We start from the raw sequence: 16,452 nt of genomic DNA, 5'->3' as shown, positions 1-16,452 counted from the left end.
GATCATAGGGCGGCGCACGCCTGCGGTATAGCCTTAAACCGCAGACCGATCGATTGCATAGAGCGAACTGATTGGTCATCACCGACCTTTGGTCAATAGTCTGAAACACCCCATTGTCTAGACTGTCACTGAAACAGAGCGAATTGAAAAAGTGAGTGCCCGACGCAGGGCAAAGAGGAGGCACTGATGAGCCTGACCATGACTATCGTAATGCTGATCGCCGGCTGGCTGGCCGTGGCCACTGCCATGTTGTGGGGGGTGCTGCGAATTTCGCGTCGCCATCACCACCCGGTTGAATCGGCCTCGGCGCACAAGCCTGAAAAGCACCGTACCCGCCACGCGACTGCGCACTGAACCTTTGCCACGTCGCCAGATATGCCCCCCCCCTGTAGGAGCTGCCGAAGGCTGCGATCTCTTGATCTTCAAAGTCAAAAGATCGCAGCCTTCGGCAGCTCCTACATAAGCACAAGCCATAAGCCACAAACCACAAGCCACAAGGCATGAGCCATAGCCATAGCCATAGCCATGAGGCATAGGCCATAAGCCATGAGGCATGAGGCATAGGCCATAAGGCATGAGCCATAAGCCATAAGCCATAAGCCATAAGCCATAAAGCAAAAAGGCCGGCTGGACTCCTGGAGTCCAGCCGGCCTTTTCATTTGTTGCAGATTACGCCTGCTGAGCCAACTTCTTCTGCTTCGTCCGGCGCGACATCATGTTCAGCACTTCAATCGCTGCCGAGAAGGCCATGGCCGCGTACACATAACCTTTCGGCACATGGGCGCCGAAACCTTCGGCGATCAGCGTCATGCCGATCATGATCAGGAAGCCCAGCGCCAGCATCACCACCGTCGGGTTGTCGTTGATGAACTTGGCCAGCGGCTCAGCCGCAAACAGCATCACCATCACCGACACCACCACCGCGATCACCATGATCGGCAAGTGCTCAGTCATGCCCACCGCGGTAATGATGCTGTCGATGGAAAACACCATGTCCAGCATCAGGATCTGACCGATCGCGGCAGCGAAGCCCAGGGTCACGGTCGATGTCGCGCTTTTCGGGTCTTCCGGGGCCGGGTCCATGCTGTGATGGATCTCGGTCGTGGCTTTCCACACCAGGAACAGACCACCGGCAATCAGGATCATGTCCTTCCAGGAGAACGCTTGGCCCATGATTTCGATCACAGGGGCGGTCAACTGCACGATGAAGGCGATGGTGCTCAACAGAGCCAGACGCAGGATCAGCGCCATGCCGATACCGATCCGACGCGCCTTCTGCCGATGCTGCACGGGCAGCTTGTTGGTCAGGATCGAAATAAAGATCAGGTTATCGATGCCGAGCACGATCTCCATCACCACCAATGTGGCCAAAGCAACCCAGGCGGCGGGGCTGGCGGCGAGTTCTAACAGATATTCCATGGGTCAGTCCTGACTCTGTGTAAGACGGTTTAAATGGTCTTGGAGGAAGATTCGGATTTTTCCGCGTCTTTTTCCGGTGTTTCTTTTTTCTCGATCAGGCCGCCGGTGGCGTCGCTGAGCGCCTGTTCAGCAGCCTTGTGCGTATCGTCGATCGCCTGTTTGGCGCTTTCGGCGGCCTTGCCCATCAACTGCTGGGCGCTTTGCTCGGCCTGATCGCAACCGGCCATAAGCAGTAAAGACGTAAACATCAGTGCAGGGATTGTGTATTTCATGAGGCTTTCCTTCGAATGAACAGACAGGGTCACAGACCGCCCGTCGATGGCTGGGCATTCTAAGGAGACAAACACTTCAGGAAAATTCGTATTTTTAGCGTCTATACTTCGGCGTTAACGAACTATGACAATCAGTGCAGGAGCTGTCGCAGGCTGCGATCTTTTGATTTTTTGGAGCAAGATCAAAAGATCGCAGCCTGCGGCAGCTCCTACAGGGGGAACCGTAGCGTGCTGAATTACCGACAACTGCATTACTTCTGGGTGGTCGCCAAGACCGGCAGCATCGTGCGTGCCTGCGAGCAACTTAACCTCACGCCGCAAACCATCAGCGGACAGATATCACTGCTCGAACAAACTTACGGCATCGAGTTGTTTCAACGAGTCGGCCGCCAACTGGAACTGACCGAAGCCGGACGCCAGGCCCTGCCCTACGCCGAGCAGATGTTTCAGTTAGGCGGCGAGCTGGAGCTGATGCTGCGCGCGCAGCCTGGCGAGCAGCAGATCCTGTTCCGCGTCGGCGTGGCGGACGTGGTGCCTAAATCCATCGTCTACCGCCTGATCGCGCCGACCATGGAGTTGCACGAGCCGCTGCGCATCACCTGCCGCGAAGACAAACTCGAACGCCTGCTGGCGGATCTGGCGATCCAGCGCCTGGATCTGGTGATTTCCGACAGCCCGATGCCGTCGCACCTCGACATCAAGGGCTACAGCCAGAAGCTCGGCGAGTGTGGGATCAGTTTCTTCGCCACCGCGCAGTTGGCGGCGCAATACGGGCAGGATTTTCCGCGCAGCCTCAACGGTGCACCGCTGTTGATTCCCGGCGCGGAAACCGTGGTGCGCAGCCGTTTGCAGCGCTGGTTTGCCGAGCAGCAGATCCAGCCGCGAATCGTCGGGGAGTTCGATGACAGCGCACTGATGCAGGCCTTCGGCCAATCGGGCAGCGGGATCTTCATCGGCCCAAGCGTGATTGCCGATGAAGTCAAACGCCAGTACAGCGTCGACGTGATTGGCCAGACCGACGCGGTGACCGAGTCGTTCTATGCCATTTCGGTGGAGCGCAAGGTCAAGCACCCCGGCATCGTTGCGATTACCGAAGGTGCCCGACGCGAGCTGTTTACCGCGTTATGACGCCTGGGCGCACTCTTCGCGCGGCTTGAGCGTCATCAACACCATGGCAAGGAACACCGACAACAGAATGAAACCGGCTGCGGCGAACCCCAGAAAACCGAGGCCGGCACTGTCGATCACCCGACCGCCGATCATCGCGCCCAGACCGATCCCGAGGTTGGCTCCGGCGATGTTCAGCGAGGCGGCAAAGGCTGGCGCTTCCGGTGCGGCTTTCATCAGCCGCACATGGCTGACCAGGAACAACGCAGCCTGGGTGATACCCCAGATGCCCATGGCCACTGCCAGACCCACCGTCGAGTGAATGTTCGGCACCAGCGAGACCATGCCGGCGATCATGAACGCGCAGAACAACACCGAAGCGCCCAACGGATGACGATCCACCGCGCGACCGCCCAGCGAGTTGCCGATCAGCCCGACCGCACCAAAGCCCATCAGGCACCAGCCAACCAGCGTACCGTTGAACCCGGCCAGACGTTCAAGAATGTCGGCCAGATAGGTGTAGGCAGTGAACATGCCGCTGAATACCAGAATCGACAACAGCACATGGCCGATCATCAGCGGGTTGCGCAGGATCTTGAACTGCGAGGCGAAACTGACCTGATGCTGGTGCAGGCTGGTTTTCGGCAGGTAAACAAACAGCAGCAAGGCCTTGGCGAAAGCAATCACCGCCAGAATCGCGAACGCACTGCGCCAGCCGAACGCATCGGAAATCAACGTGCCCACCGGAATGCCGAACACCGTCGCGCAAACAATGCCGAAGCCGATCTTGGCAATCGCGCGCCCGGCGTAATCCGGACCGACGATGTCCACTGCGGTCTCACTGGCCAAGGCCCAGAATACCGGCAGGCCGAGCGCCGGGATCAACCGGGCGATGGCCATGACCCAGATGTTCGGCGCCAGCGCCGCCACCGTGTTGGCCAGGCCGAACATGATCAGAATGGTGATGAACAGCTTGCGCCGCTCGAAACGGGCGAAATACGCGGTCAGGAATGGACCGAACATCGCCACTGTGAAAGCGAATAAAGTCACCAGCAGACCGGCCTGCGGAATGGTAACCGCCAGGTCGCGGGCAATGGCCGGCAACAGGCCGACGATGACGAATTCCGTGGTCAGCACCGTGAATCCGGCGGCGGACAACAGAAGAATGGGCAACAGCATGAGCAACTCCAGCAAAACGACGACACCAGCGATGACCGAAAGGCCCGCTGGCAGACTATGAAAATGAGGATGGTGAATCTTAACAGAGTGTTTCCGGACTGACTTGCACAAACCTGCCGACTTGCCGATCTGTCCGGTGGCAGATCGTCACAGGCCTGAAGGATAACGCCTGCGCTGTGATAAAGTCCGCGCCCTGAAAAACGTACACCCTATTCAGCGGCCTGTTTAACAGCGTTGATGGCGCGTCAGCCCTTTCGGTTCGTGCCGGTGACCTGCCCCCGATGTATCACCGGTTTCACGCAACCTTGCACCCTATAAAAAATCAGAGATGCCGTTATGACCGCTTCATCCCCTTCTCTATTGCAACGCCTGAAAAACCTCAGCCTGGTCACGCAGATCCTGATCGGTCTGATTGCCGGTATCACCTTGGCGCTGTTCGCTCCGGAAGCGGCGAAAGGCTCGGCGTTCATCGGCAAAGTGTTCGTCTCGGCGCTGAAAGCCGTGGCGCCGATTCTGGTGTTCGTGCTGGTGATGGCATCGATTGCCAACCACAAGCACGGTCAGGAAACCCATATCCGGCCGATCCTGTTTCTGTATCTGCTCGGCACCTTTGCTGCGGCGGTGGTCGCGGTTATCGCCAGCATGGCGTTTCCCTCGCATCTGGTGCTGTCCACCGAAAACGTGGCGGTAACCGCACCCGGCGGGATCACTGAAGTCCTGCAGAGCCTGCTGTTGAGCGTGGTCGACAACCCGGTAAGCGCCCTGATGAACGCCAACTTCATCGGCATTCTGGCCTGGGCGATCGGCATGGGCGTCGCGATTCGCCATGCCGGCGACACCACCCGCGAAGTAGTTGGCGATCTGTCCAACGGTGTAACGCTGATCGTGCGTGTGGTGATTCGCTTCGCACCCCTGGGCATTTTCGGTCTGGTGGCCTCGACCCTCGCAACCTCTGGCTTCGGCGCACTGATCGGTTACGCACACCTGCTGGGCGTGCTGCTGGGCTGCATGCTGTTCGTTGCGCTGGTGATGAACCCGCTGATCGTGTTCTGGAAACTGCGTCGCAACCCGTATCCGCTGACCCTCAAGTGCCTGCGCGAAAGCGGGATCACCGCGTTCTTCACCCGCAGCTCGGCGGCGAACATTCCGGTCAACCTGGAACTGAGCAAGCGCCTGGGCTTGCATGAAGACACCTACTCGGTATCGATTCCGTTGGGCGCAACCATCAACATGGCCGGCGCGGCGATCACCATCACCGTGCTGACCCTGGCAGCGGTACACACGCTGGGGATTGCCGTGGACATTCCGACCGCGATTCTGCTCAGCGTCGTCGCGGCGATCTGTGCCTGTGGCGCCTCGGGCGTGGCCGGCGGCTCGCTGCTGCTGATTCCGCTGGCGTGCAGCCTGTTCGGTATTCCGAGCGAGATTGCCATGCAGGTGGTGGCGGTCGGTTTCATCATTGGCGTGCTGCAGGATTCCGCCGAGACGGCGCTGAATTCGTCGACTGACGTTTTGTTCACCGCTGCGGCATGCCTGGGTGAAGAAGCGAAAGCCCAACGCACCGCATAACCCCTGTAGGAGTGAGCCTGCTCGCGATAGCGTCTGATCTGCAAACTCACCTTTGAATGACACACCGCCTTCGCGAGCAGGCTCACTCCTACAAAAAGCAATAAAAAGCCCGCCAAGGCGCAAACCTTGGCGGGCTTTTTTGTAGCTGGGTGTTTTAGTACGCGCCCATGTAATCGCGTTTACCCACTTCAACACCGTTGTGGCGCAGCAGCGCATAGGTGGTGGTGACGTGGAAGAAGAACTGCGGCAGACCGTAGCTCAGCAGGTAAGCCTGGCCGCTGAAGCGCTTCTCTTTCGGGGTGCCCGGACGAGTCACGATCTCGATGCCTTCCTTGCCATTGATCTGCTCCGGCTTGATCTCGCCGATGTAGGCCAGGACCTTGGCGATCAGCGCCTGCAGCTCGGCGAAGGTGGTTTCGGTGTCGTCATATTTCGGGATTTCGACTTCGGCCAGACGCGAGGAAACGCCCTTGGCGAAGTCGACCGCGATCTGCACCTGACGCACCAGCGGGAACATGTCCGGGTACAGGCGCGCTTGCAGGAAGGCGTTCGGATCGATGTTTTTCTCGGTGGCGTGGGCTTCAGCCTTTTTCAGGACATCGCTCAGGGCGTTGAGCATTTGTTGAAAAACCGGGACGGATGCGGCGTACAGGGAAATGGTCATGGCAGTCTCGTGTGGTGGCTGGGTGGAACGTGGAGGCGATTATAGCCATGCTTGATGACCACACGGCTTGCCTTTTGTTAGCCAAGGATTAGGCTAGGCGCCTTCGACTGCAGAGGGAACGCGCGATGACCACCGAACTTGCAACCACCACCGACGAACCACGGCTCAACGCCACGGAAATCCGCATCCTGGGTTCGTTGATCGAAAAACAGGCCACCAGCCCGGAAACCTATCCGCTGACCCTCAATGCACTGGTGCTGGCCTGCAATCAGAAAACCAGCCGCGAGCCGGTGATGAACCTGACCCAAGGCCAGGTCGGCCAGAGCCTGCGCGCGCTGGAAAGCCACGGTTACGCCAAACTGGTCATGGGCAGTCGCGCCGACCGCTGGGAGCACAAGCTCGACAAGGCGCTGGAACTGGTGCCGGCCCAGGTGATTCTCAGCGGTTTGATGTTCCTGCGTGGCCCGCAGACGGTGAATGAGCTGCTGACCCGCAGCGGCCGCATGCACGACTTCGAAGATGCCGAGCAAGTGGTGCATCAGCTTGAGCGCCTGATCGCGCGCGGGCTGGCCGTGTTGATCCCGCGTCAGGCCGGTCAGCGCGAAGACCGCTACACCCATGCACTGGGCGATCCAGCGGATATCGAGGCGATTCTGGCGGCGCGGCAGAATCCTGGGGAACGCTCGACCAGCGGTGTGTCCATTGAGCGCATCGAAGAGCTGGAAGCACGGATTGCCGCGCTGGAAGAGCGCCTGGCGCGCCTCGAATAATTAGCACAATCCCTTGTAGGAGTGAGCCTGCTCGCGATGGCGTCAGCACATTCAAATAATTTGTGACTGACAGGCCGCAATCGCCAGCAGGCTGGCTCCCACAAGGCGCTTGTGCGCTATTCACCCTCCCAGTAATCCACCCCGTCCGCCTGCCGCGCCACGGCAACAAAGCCTGACGCATTGCCTTGGGCATCGACCTTGAAATTGTCCATCACCGCGTATTTGTTGGAGTCCGGGTATTCACAGATATCCGGTTGCTGCTGGGTGCTGACCGCCAGATAACGCAGCTCTGCGTCGCTGGTATTGATGATCTGATGCGCCGTTTCCGGGCCGCCCGGCGGGCAGGCAATCACGTCGCCCGCGCGAATCGGGAAGCGCTCGGCCCCCAGCCGCACCTCGCCTTCCCCGCTCACCACAAAAAACATCTCTTCGTTGACCCGGTGGCTATGAAACGGACTGCCGCGCATACCCGGCGGCAGGGCATAAAGCCGATAACCGAGTTTCTGCGCCCCAAGCTGCTGGCCTATGCGCGCCATGCTTTGCTGGTAGCGGCCAGCGGTTTCACCTTCCGGGGCCAGGGCTTCGGGCAGGGGTTCGAGTTCGACCTGGTGCAGGTTGAGGATGGGTGGATGCATGGGAGCCTCGATCAGTTTTTTTGTGAAGGGCAAGTCTTGGCTTGCTGAGGCGGCAGTATAGGTAAAAGGGGTTGAGACAGTGGTGTGGCCATCGCCAGCAGGTTGACTCCCACTGGTGATTGGTACGGCTTGCACCTGTGGTGGTCACCGGAGATCCAATATGGGAGCCAGCCTGCTGGCGATGAGGCCAGTCAATTCAACACAAAAACAGAATCAGCTGCGGGCGAAATTCACCGCCGCCGCAAACTGTTCTTCAGTCGGCCGCACGCCCGTGTACAGCACAAACTGCTCCAGCGCCTGGATCGCAATCACCTCCAGCCCGGTAATCACCTTCTTGCCCTCGGCCCGCCCCCGCACGATCAGCGGCGTCTCGGACGGAATCGCCACCACATCGAACACGGTCCCGGCCGCCTGGATCACTTCAGGCTCGAACGCCAGCTGCCCCGCCTCCGGCCCGCCGTCCATGCCCACCGGGGTAACGTTGATCAGCATCTGTGGCCGCTCTTCGCCCAGCACCGCCTGCCAGCGATAGCCCAACGAATCCGCCAGTGCGCGCCCGGCGCGCTCGTTACGCGCAACGATCAAGCCATTTTTATAACCACCATCGCGCAAGGCACTGGCCACCGCTTTGGCCATGCCGCCGCTGCCGCGCAGGGCGAACGTCGTGTCTTGCGGTACCGCGTGGGTTTCCAGCAATTGCGCAATGGCGATGTAATCGGTGTTGTAGGCCTTGAGATGGCCGTTGGTGTTGACGATGGTGTTGATCGACTGGATCGCCGCTGCCGACGCATCCAGTTCATCGACCAGCGCGATACACGCTTCCTTGAATGGCATCGACACGCCACAACCGCGAATCCCCAGCGCACGAATGCCGCCGACGGCCCCCGGCAAGTCCTGACTGCTGAACGCCTTGTAATAGAAATTCAGGCCCAACTGCTCATACAAATGGTTATGAAACCGCAGACCGAAATTCCCCGGGCGTCCCGACAGGGACATGCACAGCTGGGTGTCTTTGTTGGGATTCATCTGCATGAAACTTCTCCTGAAAACGGAATTTCGGATGGACGGAGTTAGCCATTCCATCGGGTTCTGGACAATCATAAGCGCCTGTCTGCAACGGGCTGCGAGCCCCTTTGACCCACCGGTAAAGAAGCCGGTACAGACCTTACACAAAATTTACCCAGCGGCTGTGCTGATTTTCCGAATTTCGCTGTCATAGAAGTATCCCCGCGACAACTTTGGGCCTGGTGCAGGCCCGGACGCCGGGTCGAAGAACCGAGGAATTATCATGATTCGTAAACTCCCCATCGTGGCCTTGTTGATTGGTGCATTCGCTATCACAGGTCAGGCAGAAGCCCACGGCGGTGGCTGGCAGGGTCCGGCAGTGTTTGGTGCGATCGTCGGCTCGGCCATCATCGGCTCCGCGTTGATCAACCAGGACCGGCCGGTCTACGTGCAACAGCCTGTTTACGCTCAACCGGCACCGGTTTATGTGCAACAACCGCCGCCACCGGTCTACTACCAGCCGGCGCCGGTCTATGTGCAACAACCGGTTTACGTGCCTGGCCCGGTCTACTACGGCCCACCACGCGGCTACTATGGACGGCCACACGGCTACTACGGTGGCCCGCGCTGGTAATCGCCAACAACAAGCCCCGCTTTATAGCGGGGCTTTTTTATGACCGTCGGTCGGGCAAAGTCTGAAAAAATCTCGCAAAGGTCGCTGTGAGGACAGTTCCAGCGGCTAAAGTCGGCATGATGGACTTGACCGCTGGGGGCAAAACACACAACGGTCATCTATTTGACATGACGGAACCGCAATCTGAATCCGTCCGTAAACAACAGGTTGATAAAAACAAGGACGACCCATGCCTACACAAAATCCGCACCGCATCGTTGGCCTGTGCACTTCGAGCAAGGTGTACAGCGCGCTGACTGAACTCAAACACCTGGAAGGCCACCGTTGCGCCAAGTTTCTTTCGCTGCTGGCGGAGAATCTCGTGCACAAGGGTCTGCTCAATGAACACGAAGTGGTGCACATGCTCGATCAGGTTGTCGATTGAAACAGGCCTCACTGTGATCAATGACCACTATCGAAAGCGTTGATTGTCCCTGAGCGCAGCAAATCCCTAAGGTAACTCCACAGATTGATGGAGGTACTTGTCATGGCTCAGGTTCAAATCATGTCGGTGGTCGGCAGCGCTGTTCCCGCATCGCTCAGAGCGTCGGGATTGCTCGCCTGCTGGTATCTGGTGCGCGATGGCGAGCCGATCAGCGGCCCGCTCACGTCTTTGCCTGCGGCGCAGGCCCTGTCGCAGAAAATCGTCAGCACGCCGTTCCACGCTTAAGGCAACTGGACTTTCGGTTTGGTCTCGATGAACAGCGCCCAGCTCGACATGAACAGCGCTGCGATCAGCGGCCCGATCACGAAACCGTTGAGGCCAAACACTGCGAGGCCGCCGAGGGTCGAAATCAGGATCATGTAATCGGGCATGCGCGTGTCCTTGCCCACCAGGATCGGCCGCAGCAGGTTGTCCACCAGACCGATCACGAACACCCCGAACAGCGCCAGCACCACGCCCTGCCAGATCATCCCGCTGAGCAGGAAATACAGCGCAACCGGCGCCCAGACAATCCCCGCGCCCACCGCTGGCAACAGCGACAGAAAGCCCATCAGCACCGCCCAGAGCAACGCGCTGGGGATGTCGAGAAACCAGAAAATCGCCCCGCCCAATGCCCCTTGAGTGACCGCCACCACCAGGTTGCCCTTCACCGTCGCGCGAACCACCCGGTTGAACTTCAACTGCAAACGGCGTTTGTGATGCTCTTCCAGCGGCACCGCGGTGCGAATCTTGCGCACCAGTTCGGCGCCATCGCGCAGAAAGAAAAACAGCAGGTACAGCATGATGCCGAAGCTGACCACGAACTCGAATGTACCCTGACCGAAACTGAACGCCTGACTCGCCAGCGCCTGACTGCCCTGCATCGACGCCTTGACGATTTTCTCGCGCAGGCCGTTGAGCTCGCCCATGCCAAAGCGATCGAGCAGATGCTGGAAGTACGGGGGCAGGCTGTGTTTGAACTGCGCCAGATAGGCACCGATGTCGAGTTGGCCGCTTTCAATGTTGTTGTACAGCGTCGCGCCCTCCTGGACCAACAGGATGCTGAGGATGATCACCGGCAGAATCGCGATGACCAGGCAGATGCCCAACGTGCATAAAGATGTCAGGTTGCGCTGCCAGCCGAATTTGATCTGTAACTTGCGCTGCATCGGCGCAAACAGAATGCCGAGAATCACCGCCCAGAACACCGCGCCGTAGAACGGCAACAGAATCCAGATGAAGGCGACCGTCACCAACAGCAACAACACGGTGAGGGATTTGAATTGCAGGGTTTTTTCGTTCATGTCCGATCCATGTCAGTCAGGCGTCTCGCACGCCCCGAACCTTAGTCAGCCGGGGGGCGCGCGAGTGCCATCTTTGTTCATGGAGCATAGATTGCCTGGACGATGCAGCCCGGCTAATCAGTGCACCGGCAGTTTGACGATCTGCGCAGTGCTCAACACGTCGCCGAAGGTGTCTTCGACTTCCGCCAGCGCGGCCTTGTGCAGCGAATCCTTGTCGATAGACACGCCGTTGGCGCGGGTGATGGCGCGGGTCGCCGAGGCATCGGACGCGACAATCACGCTGTAGCCCAAAGGCGCGGCATCCCGAGCGGCACCCGCCACGCAGGCGTGGGTCATCAGGCCGGAAATGATCAGGGTCTGGATGCCGGCCTTTTTCAGTTGCTGGTCAAGGTCGGTGCTGGCGAACACGCTGACGGTGCTCTTTTGCAGCACCACATCTCGCGGGCGCGGCTGCATGTCCGGGTGAAATCTGACGGTCTGGCCATCGAGGGCAAACACCGGCGAACCGGCCGGCGCGACATGCTGAACGTGATACACCGGGATCTTGTGACTGTCGGCAAAGGTGATCAGCTCGCGGGTTTTCGCCAGGGCAGCGGCACCGTCCGGGATCGGCATCCGGCCGCTGAAGTACTCATTCTGAAAATCGATCACGACCAGTGCCGATTTGCCCGCTGGCAGATGATCGACCGGTGTCGCGCCGGACATTGCCCGAATGGTCGGGTGGTTGTCGGCCATCGCTGCGCTGCTGGCCAGGACACCGGAAAATGCACAAGCGGTGAGAAAACGACGAGTAAAGTTCTGCATGGGAAGTTCCTGTTACGGTTGAGTGGATGCGCAAAGGTTACGCAGCCACCGTCTTACCGAACACAGTGGAACCGGCACATCATCTGTGCCCTTTCTGCACAGATGAAGACCACGCACTCAAACGTAGATCCAGATCAATAAACCGCATTTGCCGCTGCACTACCCTGCCGCGCTTTTGCGACCGATGCCGCCATGAAGCCAGACCTCCCCCTCGCCACCCCGGAATTGCTCGCCCCCGCCGGCACCCTGAAGAACATGCGCTACGCCTTCGCCTACGGCGCCGATGCGGTCTATGCCGGCCAGCCGCGCTACAGCCTGCGGGTGCGCAACAACGAGTTCGACCATGCCAACCTCGCGCTTGGCATTCGCGAAGCGCAGGCCCAGGGCAAGCGTTTCTACGTGGTGGTCAACATCGCCCCGCACAACGCCAAACTGAAGACCTTCCTCAAGGATCTGGCGCCAGTGATCGAGATGGCGCCGGACGCGCTGATCATGTCCGACCCGGGCCTGATCATGCTGGTGCGCCGGCACTTCCCGCAGATGCCGATCCACCTTTCGGTGCAGGCCAACACGGTGAACTGGGCAAGCGTCGAGTTCTGGCAGCAACAAGGCCTGAGCCGGATCATCCTGTCGCGGGAGCTGTCGCTGGAAGAAATCGGCGAAATCCGTGAACAGGTGCCAGGCATGGAACTGGAAGTGTTCGTCCACGGTGCACTGTGCATGGCTTACTCCGGGCGCTGCCTGCTGTCGGGCTACATGAACAAGCGCGACGCCAATCAGGGCACCTGCACCAACGCCTGCCGCTGGAAGTATTCGGCGCAGCAAGCCACGGAAAATCAGCTCGGCGAGATCGTGCAGACTTTCCAGCCGGAGCCGACCCTGGGCATCGGCGCGCCGACCGATCAAGTGTTCCTGCTGCAGGAAGCCAATCGCCCCGACGAGTTGATGCCAGCATTTGAAGACGAGCACGGCACCTACATCATGAACGCCAAGGATCTGCGCGCGGTGCAGCACGTCGAACGCCTGACGCGCATGGGCGTGCATTCGCTGAAGATCGAGGGCCGGACCAAATCGCACTTCTATTGCGCGCGCACCACGCAGGTCTATCGCCGGGCAATCGACGATGCGATGGCCGGACGCGAGTTCGATCGCAACCTGATGACCGATCTCGAATCACTGGCCCAGCGCGGCTATACCGAAGGTTTCCTGCGCCGCCATGTGCATGACGAATACCAGAATTATCAGAACGGCAGCTCGGTGTCCGAGCGCCAGCAGTTCGTTGGCGAACTGACCGGCGAGCGCCGCGACCGAATGGCCGAGGTCAAGGTGAAGAACCGTTTTGCCCTCGGCGATCATCTGGAATTGATGACACCCAAGGGCAATTTCCACTTCGACCTGCACCAGTTACAGGGTGCCAAGGGTGAAACCATTGAAGTCGCCCCCGGCGACGGGCACACGGTTTACCTGCCAATTCCGGATGCGGTGGATTTGCGTTTTGGCTTGCTGATGCGCGACCTGACTACTTGACCCCCTCCATGTAGGAGCTGCCGCAGGCTGCGATCTTTTGATCTTGTTATTGAAAAGCCAGATCAAAAGATCGCAGCCTGCGGCAGCTCCTACAGGTGCGCGGTGGGGGTGATGGCTTCAGAGGAACTCCTCGCGCAACATCGCCACAAACGCCTCACGCGCCGGGTGTACCCCGGCGTTTTCGTGCCAGTAAAACAGGTTGTCGATCGCCGTCAGCTCTGGAAACTCATAGCCCACGCATCCAGCGCCTTTGGCGTATTGCTCGAACACCCCTTTGGGCACCAGCGCGACCCCGGCGCCAGCACTCACGCAACCGACAATCGCCCCGTAACTCGCCAGGCTGACAATCGGCAGCGCCTGTCCCTGACGCAACAACCAGTGCTCCAGCGCCGCCCGATACGGGCAACCCTGCGGCCACATGAACACGGTTTTATCCTGCAGATCGTGGATGTCGCGCACCGGGCCGAACGAAGTCGAAGCAATCAGCAGCAACTCCTCGCGGTACATCGGCGTGCGCTTGAGTTGCGAGCGCTCGACGTCCACCGCGACGATCGCACCGTCGAGGCGATGGCTGACGGTGTCGTCGAGTAATTGGCCCCAGGTGCCAGTGGTCAATTCCAGCGCCACCTGCGGATAGCGCTGGTGAAACTTGGCCAACAGCCGCGGCAAACGCCCGGTGGCCGAGGACTCGATGGCGCCGATACGCAGTGGCCCGGACGGTTCGGCGGCAGGATCCACCGCGCGCCTGGCTTCGGCGGTCAGCGCCAGAATCCGCTCGGCATACGCCAGGAACGTCTGACCCGCCGGGCTGATCCGCAGCCCGCGCCCCTCGCGCAGAAACAGTGCCACACCGAGTTCCGCTTCCAACGCCTTGATCCGTGCGGTGATGTTCGACGGCACACAAAACAATTTTTCAGCGGCGCGGGCAATGCTGCCCTCGTCGGCCACGGTCTTGAACATGCGGATCTGCGCCAGCTCCATACTCATCACTAAAAGTGAATATTTGGCGCAGTATAAGTCAGTTGTGGAGACTTGTTCGCCGCCCGGATACTCGGCGCATCAACCCTTGCGGTGCGCCGATCATGCCGTCTCCCTCTCCCTTGAAAATCATTCTGGCCATGGCCTTCGTGGTCGGCTGTTGGGCCTATTCGCCGACCGGCATTCACATCGGCCTGCAAGCCTACGACCCGGGGCATCTGGCGTTGCTGCGGTTTCTGCTGGCGTCGTTGTTCATGGCCGTGATCGCGGCGTTCAAGGGCATTCGCCTGCCGCAATGGCGCGACGTGCCGCTGTTATTCGCCTTGGGATTTTTTGCCGTCAGCCTGCATCACGTGGCGCTGAACATCGGCCAGCAAAGCGTCAGTGCTGGCGCCTCCAGTGTACTGGCGCAGTCGAGCCCGCTATTCAGTACGCTGCTGGCGCGTTACGTGTTCAAGGATCAGGTCAGTGTCTGGCGTTGGGGCTGCGTGTTGCTGGGACTGGTTGGCGTGGTGATCGTGGTCAGCGCCGATCGGGGCCTGGGGCAGATCGACGCGCATGGCTTGCTGATCCTGCTGGCAGCGCTGTCATGGAGCATTTACTTCGCCCTGCAAAAACATCACGCCCGGCGCTATGACGGCTTCAGTCTGGCCTGTTATGCGGTGTGGTCGGGGACGCTGCTGTTGCTGATTTATCTGCCGGGGCTGGGTGCGGCGGTAGTCAAAGCGCCGCTGCGAGTGCAATGGGCGGTGCTGGCGCTGGGGGTATTTCCCAGTGCACTGGCCTATCTGGCCTGGGGCTTTGTGCTCAGGCATGTGGACTTGAGCCGGGCGACGATGACGCTGTACCTGATACCACCGACGGCGATGGGGATTGCTTCGCTGGGATTGGGCGAGCGACCGACGCTGAGGGTGCTGGTGGGGTCGGCGGTGGTGTTGATCAGTGTGCTGGCGTTGAATCTGGAGCGGCGGGTGGAGGGTCGACCGGTTGAGGTCTGATCGAGGCCGGGTTTTCACTACCAGCCATGACACACCTCACCAAGGAGGTCCGGACAACCCGGGCCAGACTGCTTGGAAGCGTGCCCGCGCAGGCCGCGCCATCGAGCAGACCCATGGCAATCAGCCTTGAGCACTGAAGCGATCGCGACTGTTGGTCAGGTGCAGCCACATCGCCGCGCGCGCCGCGTCCGGATCCTGCCGCTTGATCGCATTCAAGATCGCTTCGTGCTCCAGATGGGCCAACTGCCCCAGCTTGCTCAGATCCGCCGCGCCACGCTCGGCGGCATTGAGCCGCTGACGCGGAATCATCGCGCTGCCCAGGTGCTGCATGATTTCGCTGAAGCAGACGTTGCCGGTGGCCTCGGCGATCAGCAGATGAAAACGTCGATCAGCCTCAACACAACTGTCATTGCTGTCCAGCAGACGCTGATAGTCATCCAGCGCCTGACGCATCTGCAGCAATTGCTGTTCGCTGCGCCGTAGCGCCGCCAACGCCGCGGCTTGCGTCTCCAGGCCCATGCGCAATTCAAGAATGCTGCGCACCCCGAGCGCGGTATCGACATTGAGCCGCAAGCCCTGCTCCGCGACGCGCTCGATGACGAACGTGCCAATGCCGTGCCGCGTCTCCACCAGGCCCGACGCCTGCAATTTGGAAATCGCCTCGCGCACCACCGTGCGACTGACACCGTGCTCCTGAACGATGGCGTTCTCCGACGGCAGCTTGTCGCCGGGCGACATCTGGCCGAGCAGGATGCTCTGGGTAAGTTTCTCCACCAGGTCGTGTGCGAGGTTGTGCGCACGTTTGGGCGCGGGGACGTCGAGGTCTTCTTGCATGATCGGTTCCGGTCATCAGGCTTGCAGATCGTAGCACTGCGCAGCGCCTGACGAGATTGATTTTAGTGCTGAAATCGCCATCAACTTGTATGACAACACTCAACAAACCCGAATTACCCTCGCCCCAATATGTCAGTTGAGCGCGTTTCAAGAAGTCTGAACATCATCGTTAACAGTGAAACAAACGCCCTTGAAGGCCAATAAAACCGCCTTGATTAGCTAAAAAGACATAAAAAAACTGCTTATCAGACAAATTTAATCACTTCACCCCACTTGTAGGACAAAAAATC

19 protein-coding genes are annotated in these 16,452 nt (G+C 59.7%); 9 read left to right on the top strand and 10 right to left on the bottom strand.

Annotated features, from left to right (window positions below; all coding sequences use genetic code 11):
• The first annotated feature begins 198 nt into the window (after positions 1 to 198).
• On the top strand, positions 199 to 354 hold the full coding sequence (locus BW33_RS29940) for a hypothetical protein (protein ID WP_177327460.1): 156 nt from the start codon (positions 199 to 201) through the stop codon (positions 352 to 354).
• A 315-nt stretch (positions 355 to 669) separates the two neighbouring features.
• Here the strand turns inward: BW33_RS29940 and BW33_RS05105 are convergent, their stop codons facing one another.
• Together BW33_RS05105 and BW33_RS05100 are read right to left on the bottom strand one after the other, a co-directional pair.
• Positions 670 to 1,419, bottom strand: a complete 750-nt coding sequence (locus BW33_RS05105) for a TerC family protein (protein WP_047597454.1) — start codon at positions 1,417 to 1,419, stop codon at positions 670 to 672.
• 29 nt (positions 1,420 to 1,448) lie between these two features.
• Complete coding sequence (locus tag BW33_RS05100) at positions 1,449 to 1,691, bottom strand: hypothetical protein (RefSeq protein ID WP_047597453.1); 243 nt, start codon at positions 1,689 to 1,691, stop codon at positions 1,449 to 1,451.
• Positions 1,692 to 1,919: 228 nt separating this feature from the next.
• Between BW33_RS05100 and nhaR the strand changes: the two genes are divergently transcribed.
• On the top strand, positions 1,920 to 2,819 hold the full coding sequence (nhaR, locus tag BW33_RS05095; protein ID WP_047597452.1) for a transcriptional activator NhaR: 900 nt from the start codon (positions 1,920 to 1,922) through the stop codon (positions 2,817 to 2,819).
• Here nhaR and BW33_RS05090 read toward each other — a convergent pair.
• Positions 2,814 to 3,977 (bottom strand): MFS transporter, encoded by a 1,164-nt coding sequence (locus BW33_RS05090; protein ID WP_047597451.1) that lies wholly within the window; start codon positions 3,975 to 3,977, stop codon positions 2,814 to 2,816. The two genes, nhaR and BW33_RS05090, sit on opposite strands and share 6 nt — an antisense overlap.
• Before the next feature lie 336 nt (positions 3,978 to 4,313).
• On the opposite strand from BW33_RS05090, the gene sstT reads away from it, so the two are divergent.
• On the top strand, positions 4,314 to 5,546 hold the full coding sequence (sstT, locus tag BW33_RS05085) for a serine/threonine transporter SstT (protein WP_047597450.1): 1,233 nt from the start codon (positions 4,314 to 4,316) through the stop codon (positions 5,544 to 5,546).
• Between the two features lie 154 nt (positions 5,547 to 5,700).
• Here sstT and BW33_RS05080 read toward each other — a convergent pair whose 3' ends face one another.
• A complete protein-coding gene (locus BW33_RS05080; protein WP_007965386.1) occupies positions 5,701 to 6,210 on the bottom strand; it encodes a DUF1993 domain-containing protein in 510 nt (169 codons plus the stop codon).
• A 125-nt stretch (positions 6,211 to 6,335) separates the two neighbouring features.
• Here BW33_RS05080 and BW33_RS05075 point away from each other — a divergent pair, with 125 nt between their 5' ends.
• Positions 6,336 to 6,980: a YceH family protein gene (locus BW33_RS05075; protein WP_047597449.1), complete on the top strand. Its 645-nt coding sequence runs from the start codon at positions 6,336 to 6,338 to the stop codon at positions 6,978 to 6,980.
• Positions 6,981 to 7,096: 116 nt separating this feature from the next.
• On the opposite strand, the gene BW33_RS05070 is transcribed toward BW33_RS05075, so the two are convergent.
• Both BW33_RS05070 and BW33_RS05065 read right to left on the bottom strand, forming a co-directional pair.
• Positions 7,097 to 7,615: a cupin domain-containing protein gene (locus tag BW33_RS05070; RefSeq protein ID WP_047597448.1), complete on the bottom strand. Its 519-nt coding sequence runs from the start codon at positions 7,613 to 7,615 to the stop codon at positions 7,097 to 7,099.
• A 213-nt stretch (positions 7,616 to 7,828) separates the two neighbouring features.
• On the bottom strand, positions 7,829 to 8,647 hold the full coding sequence (locus BW33_RS05065) for a shikimate 5-dehydrogenase (protein WP_047597447.1): 819 nt from the start codon (positions 8,645 to 8,647) through the stop codon (positions 7,829 to 7,831).
• Between the two features lie 256 nt (positions 8,648 to 8,903).
• Here BW33_RS05065 and BW33_RS05060 point away from each other — a divergent pair, with 256 nt between their 5' ends.
• From BW33_RS05060 to BW33_RS05050, 3 genes are all read left to right on the top strand, one after another.
• Positions 8,904 to 9,254 carry a hypothetical protein gene (locus BW33_RS05060; protein WP_007965394.1) on the top strand — a complete coding sequence of 117 codons (351 nt, stop codon included), beginning with the start codon at positions 8,904 to 8,906 and terminating at the stop codon, positions 9,252 to 9,254.
• A gap of 229 nt (positions 9,255 to 9,483) precedes the next feature.
• The gene (locus BW33_RS05055; RefSeq protein WP_047597446.1) at positions 9,484 to 9,678 is read left to right on the top strand and encodes a hypothetical protein; all 195 of its coding nucleotides are present in this window, start codon (positions 9,484 to 9,486) and stop codon (positions 9,676 to 9,678) included.
• A gap of 102 nt (positions 9,679 to 9,780) precedes the next feature.
• Positions 9,781 to 9,963, top strand: coding sequence for a hypothetical protein (locus BW33_RS05050; RefSeq protein WP_003223603.1), 183 nt, complete (start codon positions 9,781 to 9,783; stop codon positions 9,961 to 9,963).
• Here BW33_RS05050 and BW33_RS05045 read toward each other — a convergent pair.
• Both BW33_RS05045 and BW33_RS05040 read right to left on the bottom strand, forming a co-directional pair.
• Positions 9,960 to 11,021: an AI-2E family transporter gene (locus BW33_RS05045; protein ID WP_047597445.1), complete on the bottom strand. Its 1,062-nt coding sequence runs from the start codon at positions 11,019 to 11,021 to the stop codon at positions 9,960 to 9,962. The two genes, BW33_RS05050 and BW33_RS05045, sit on opposite strands and share 4 nt — an antisense overlap.
• A 117-nt stretch (positions 11,022 to 11,138) precedes the next feature.
• Positions 11,139 to 11,825 carry a cysteine hydrolase family protein gene (locus BW33_RS05040; RefSeq protein WP_047597444.1) on the bottom strand — a complete coding sequence of 229 codons (687 nt, stop codon included), beginning with the start codon at positions 11,823 to 11,825 and terminating at the stop codon, positions 11,139 to 11,141.
• A 192-nt stretch (positions 11,826 to 12,017) separates the two neighbouring features.
• On the opposite strand from BW33_RS05040, the gene trhP reads away from it, so the two are divergent.
• Positions 12,018 to 13,352: a prephenate-dependent tRNA uridine(34) hydroxylase TrhP gene (gene trhP, locus BW33_RS05035; RefSeq protein ID WP_047597443.1), complete on the top strand. Its 1,335-nt coding sequence runs from the start codon at positions 12,018 to 12,020 to the stop codon at positions 13,350 to 13,352.
• A gap of 117 nt (positions 13,353 to 13,469) precedes the next feature.
• Here trhP and BW33_RS05030 read toward each other — a convergent pair whose 3' ends face one another.
• Positions 13,470 to 14,333: a LysR family transcriptional regulator gene (locus BW33_RS05030; protein ID WP_047597442.1), complete on the bottom strand. Its 864-nt coding sequence runs from the start codon at positions 14,331 to 14,333 to the stop codon at positions 13,470 to 13,472.
• Between the two features lie 101 nt (positions 14,334 to 14,434).
• Here BW33_RS05030 and BW33_RS05025 point away from each other — a divergent pair, with 101 nt between their 5' ends.
• Positions 14,435 to 15,328: a DMT family transporter gene (locus BW33_RS05025; RefSeq protein ID WP_052032684.1), complete on the top strand. Its 894-nt coding sequence runs from the start codon at positions 14,435 to 14,437 to the stop codon at positions 15,326 to 15,328.
• A 120-nt stretch (positions 15,329 to 15,448) separates the two neighbouring features.
• Here the strand turns inward: BW33_RS05025 and BW33_RS05020 are convergent, their stop codons facing one another.
• Positions 15,449 to 16,162, bottom strand: coding sequence for a FadR/GntR family transcriptional regulator (locus BW33_RS05020; protein WP_047597439.1), 714 nt, complete (start codon positions 16,160 to 16,162; stop codon positions 15,449 to 15,451).
• Between the last annotated feature and the right edge of the window lie 290 nt (positions 16,163 to 16,452).

The sequence above is a fragment of the Pseudomonas sp. RIT288 genome (genome assembly GCF_000631985.1).
GTDB lineage: Bacteria > Pseudomonadota > Gammaproteobacteria > Pseudomonadales > Pseudomonadaceae > Aquipseudomonas.
The sequence above is the reverse complement of the archived record's forward strand: the minus strand, read 5'-3'. Positions and strand labels throughout refer to the sequence as shown.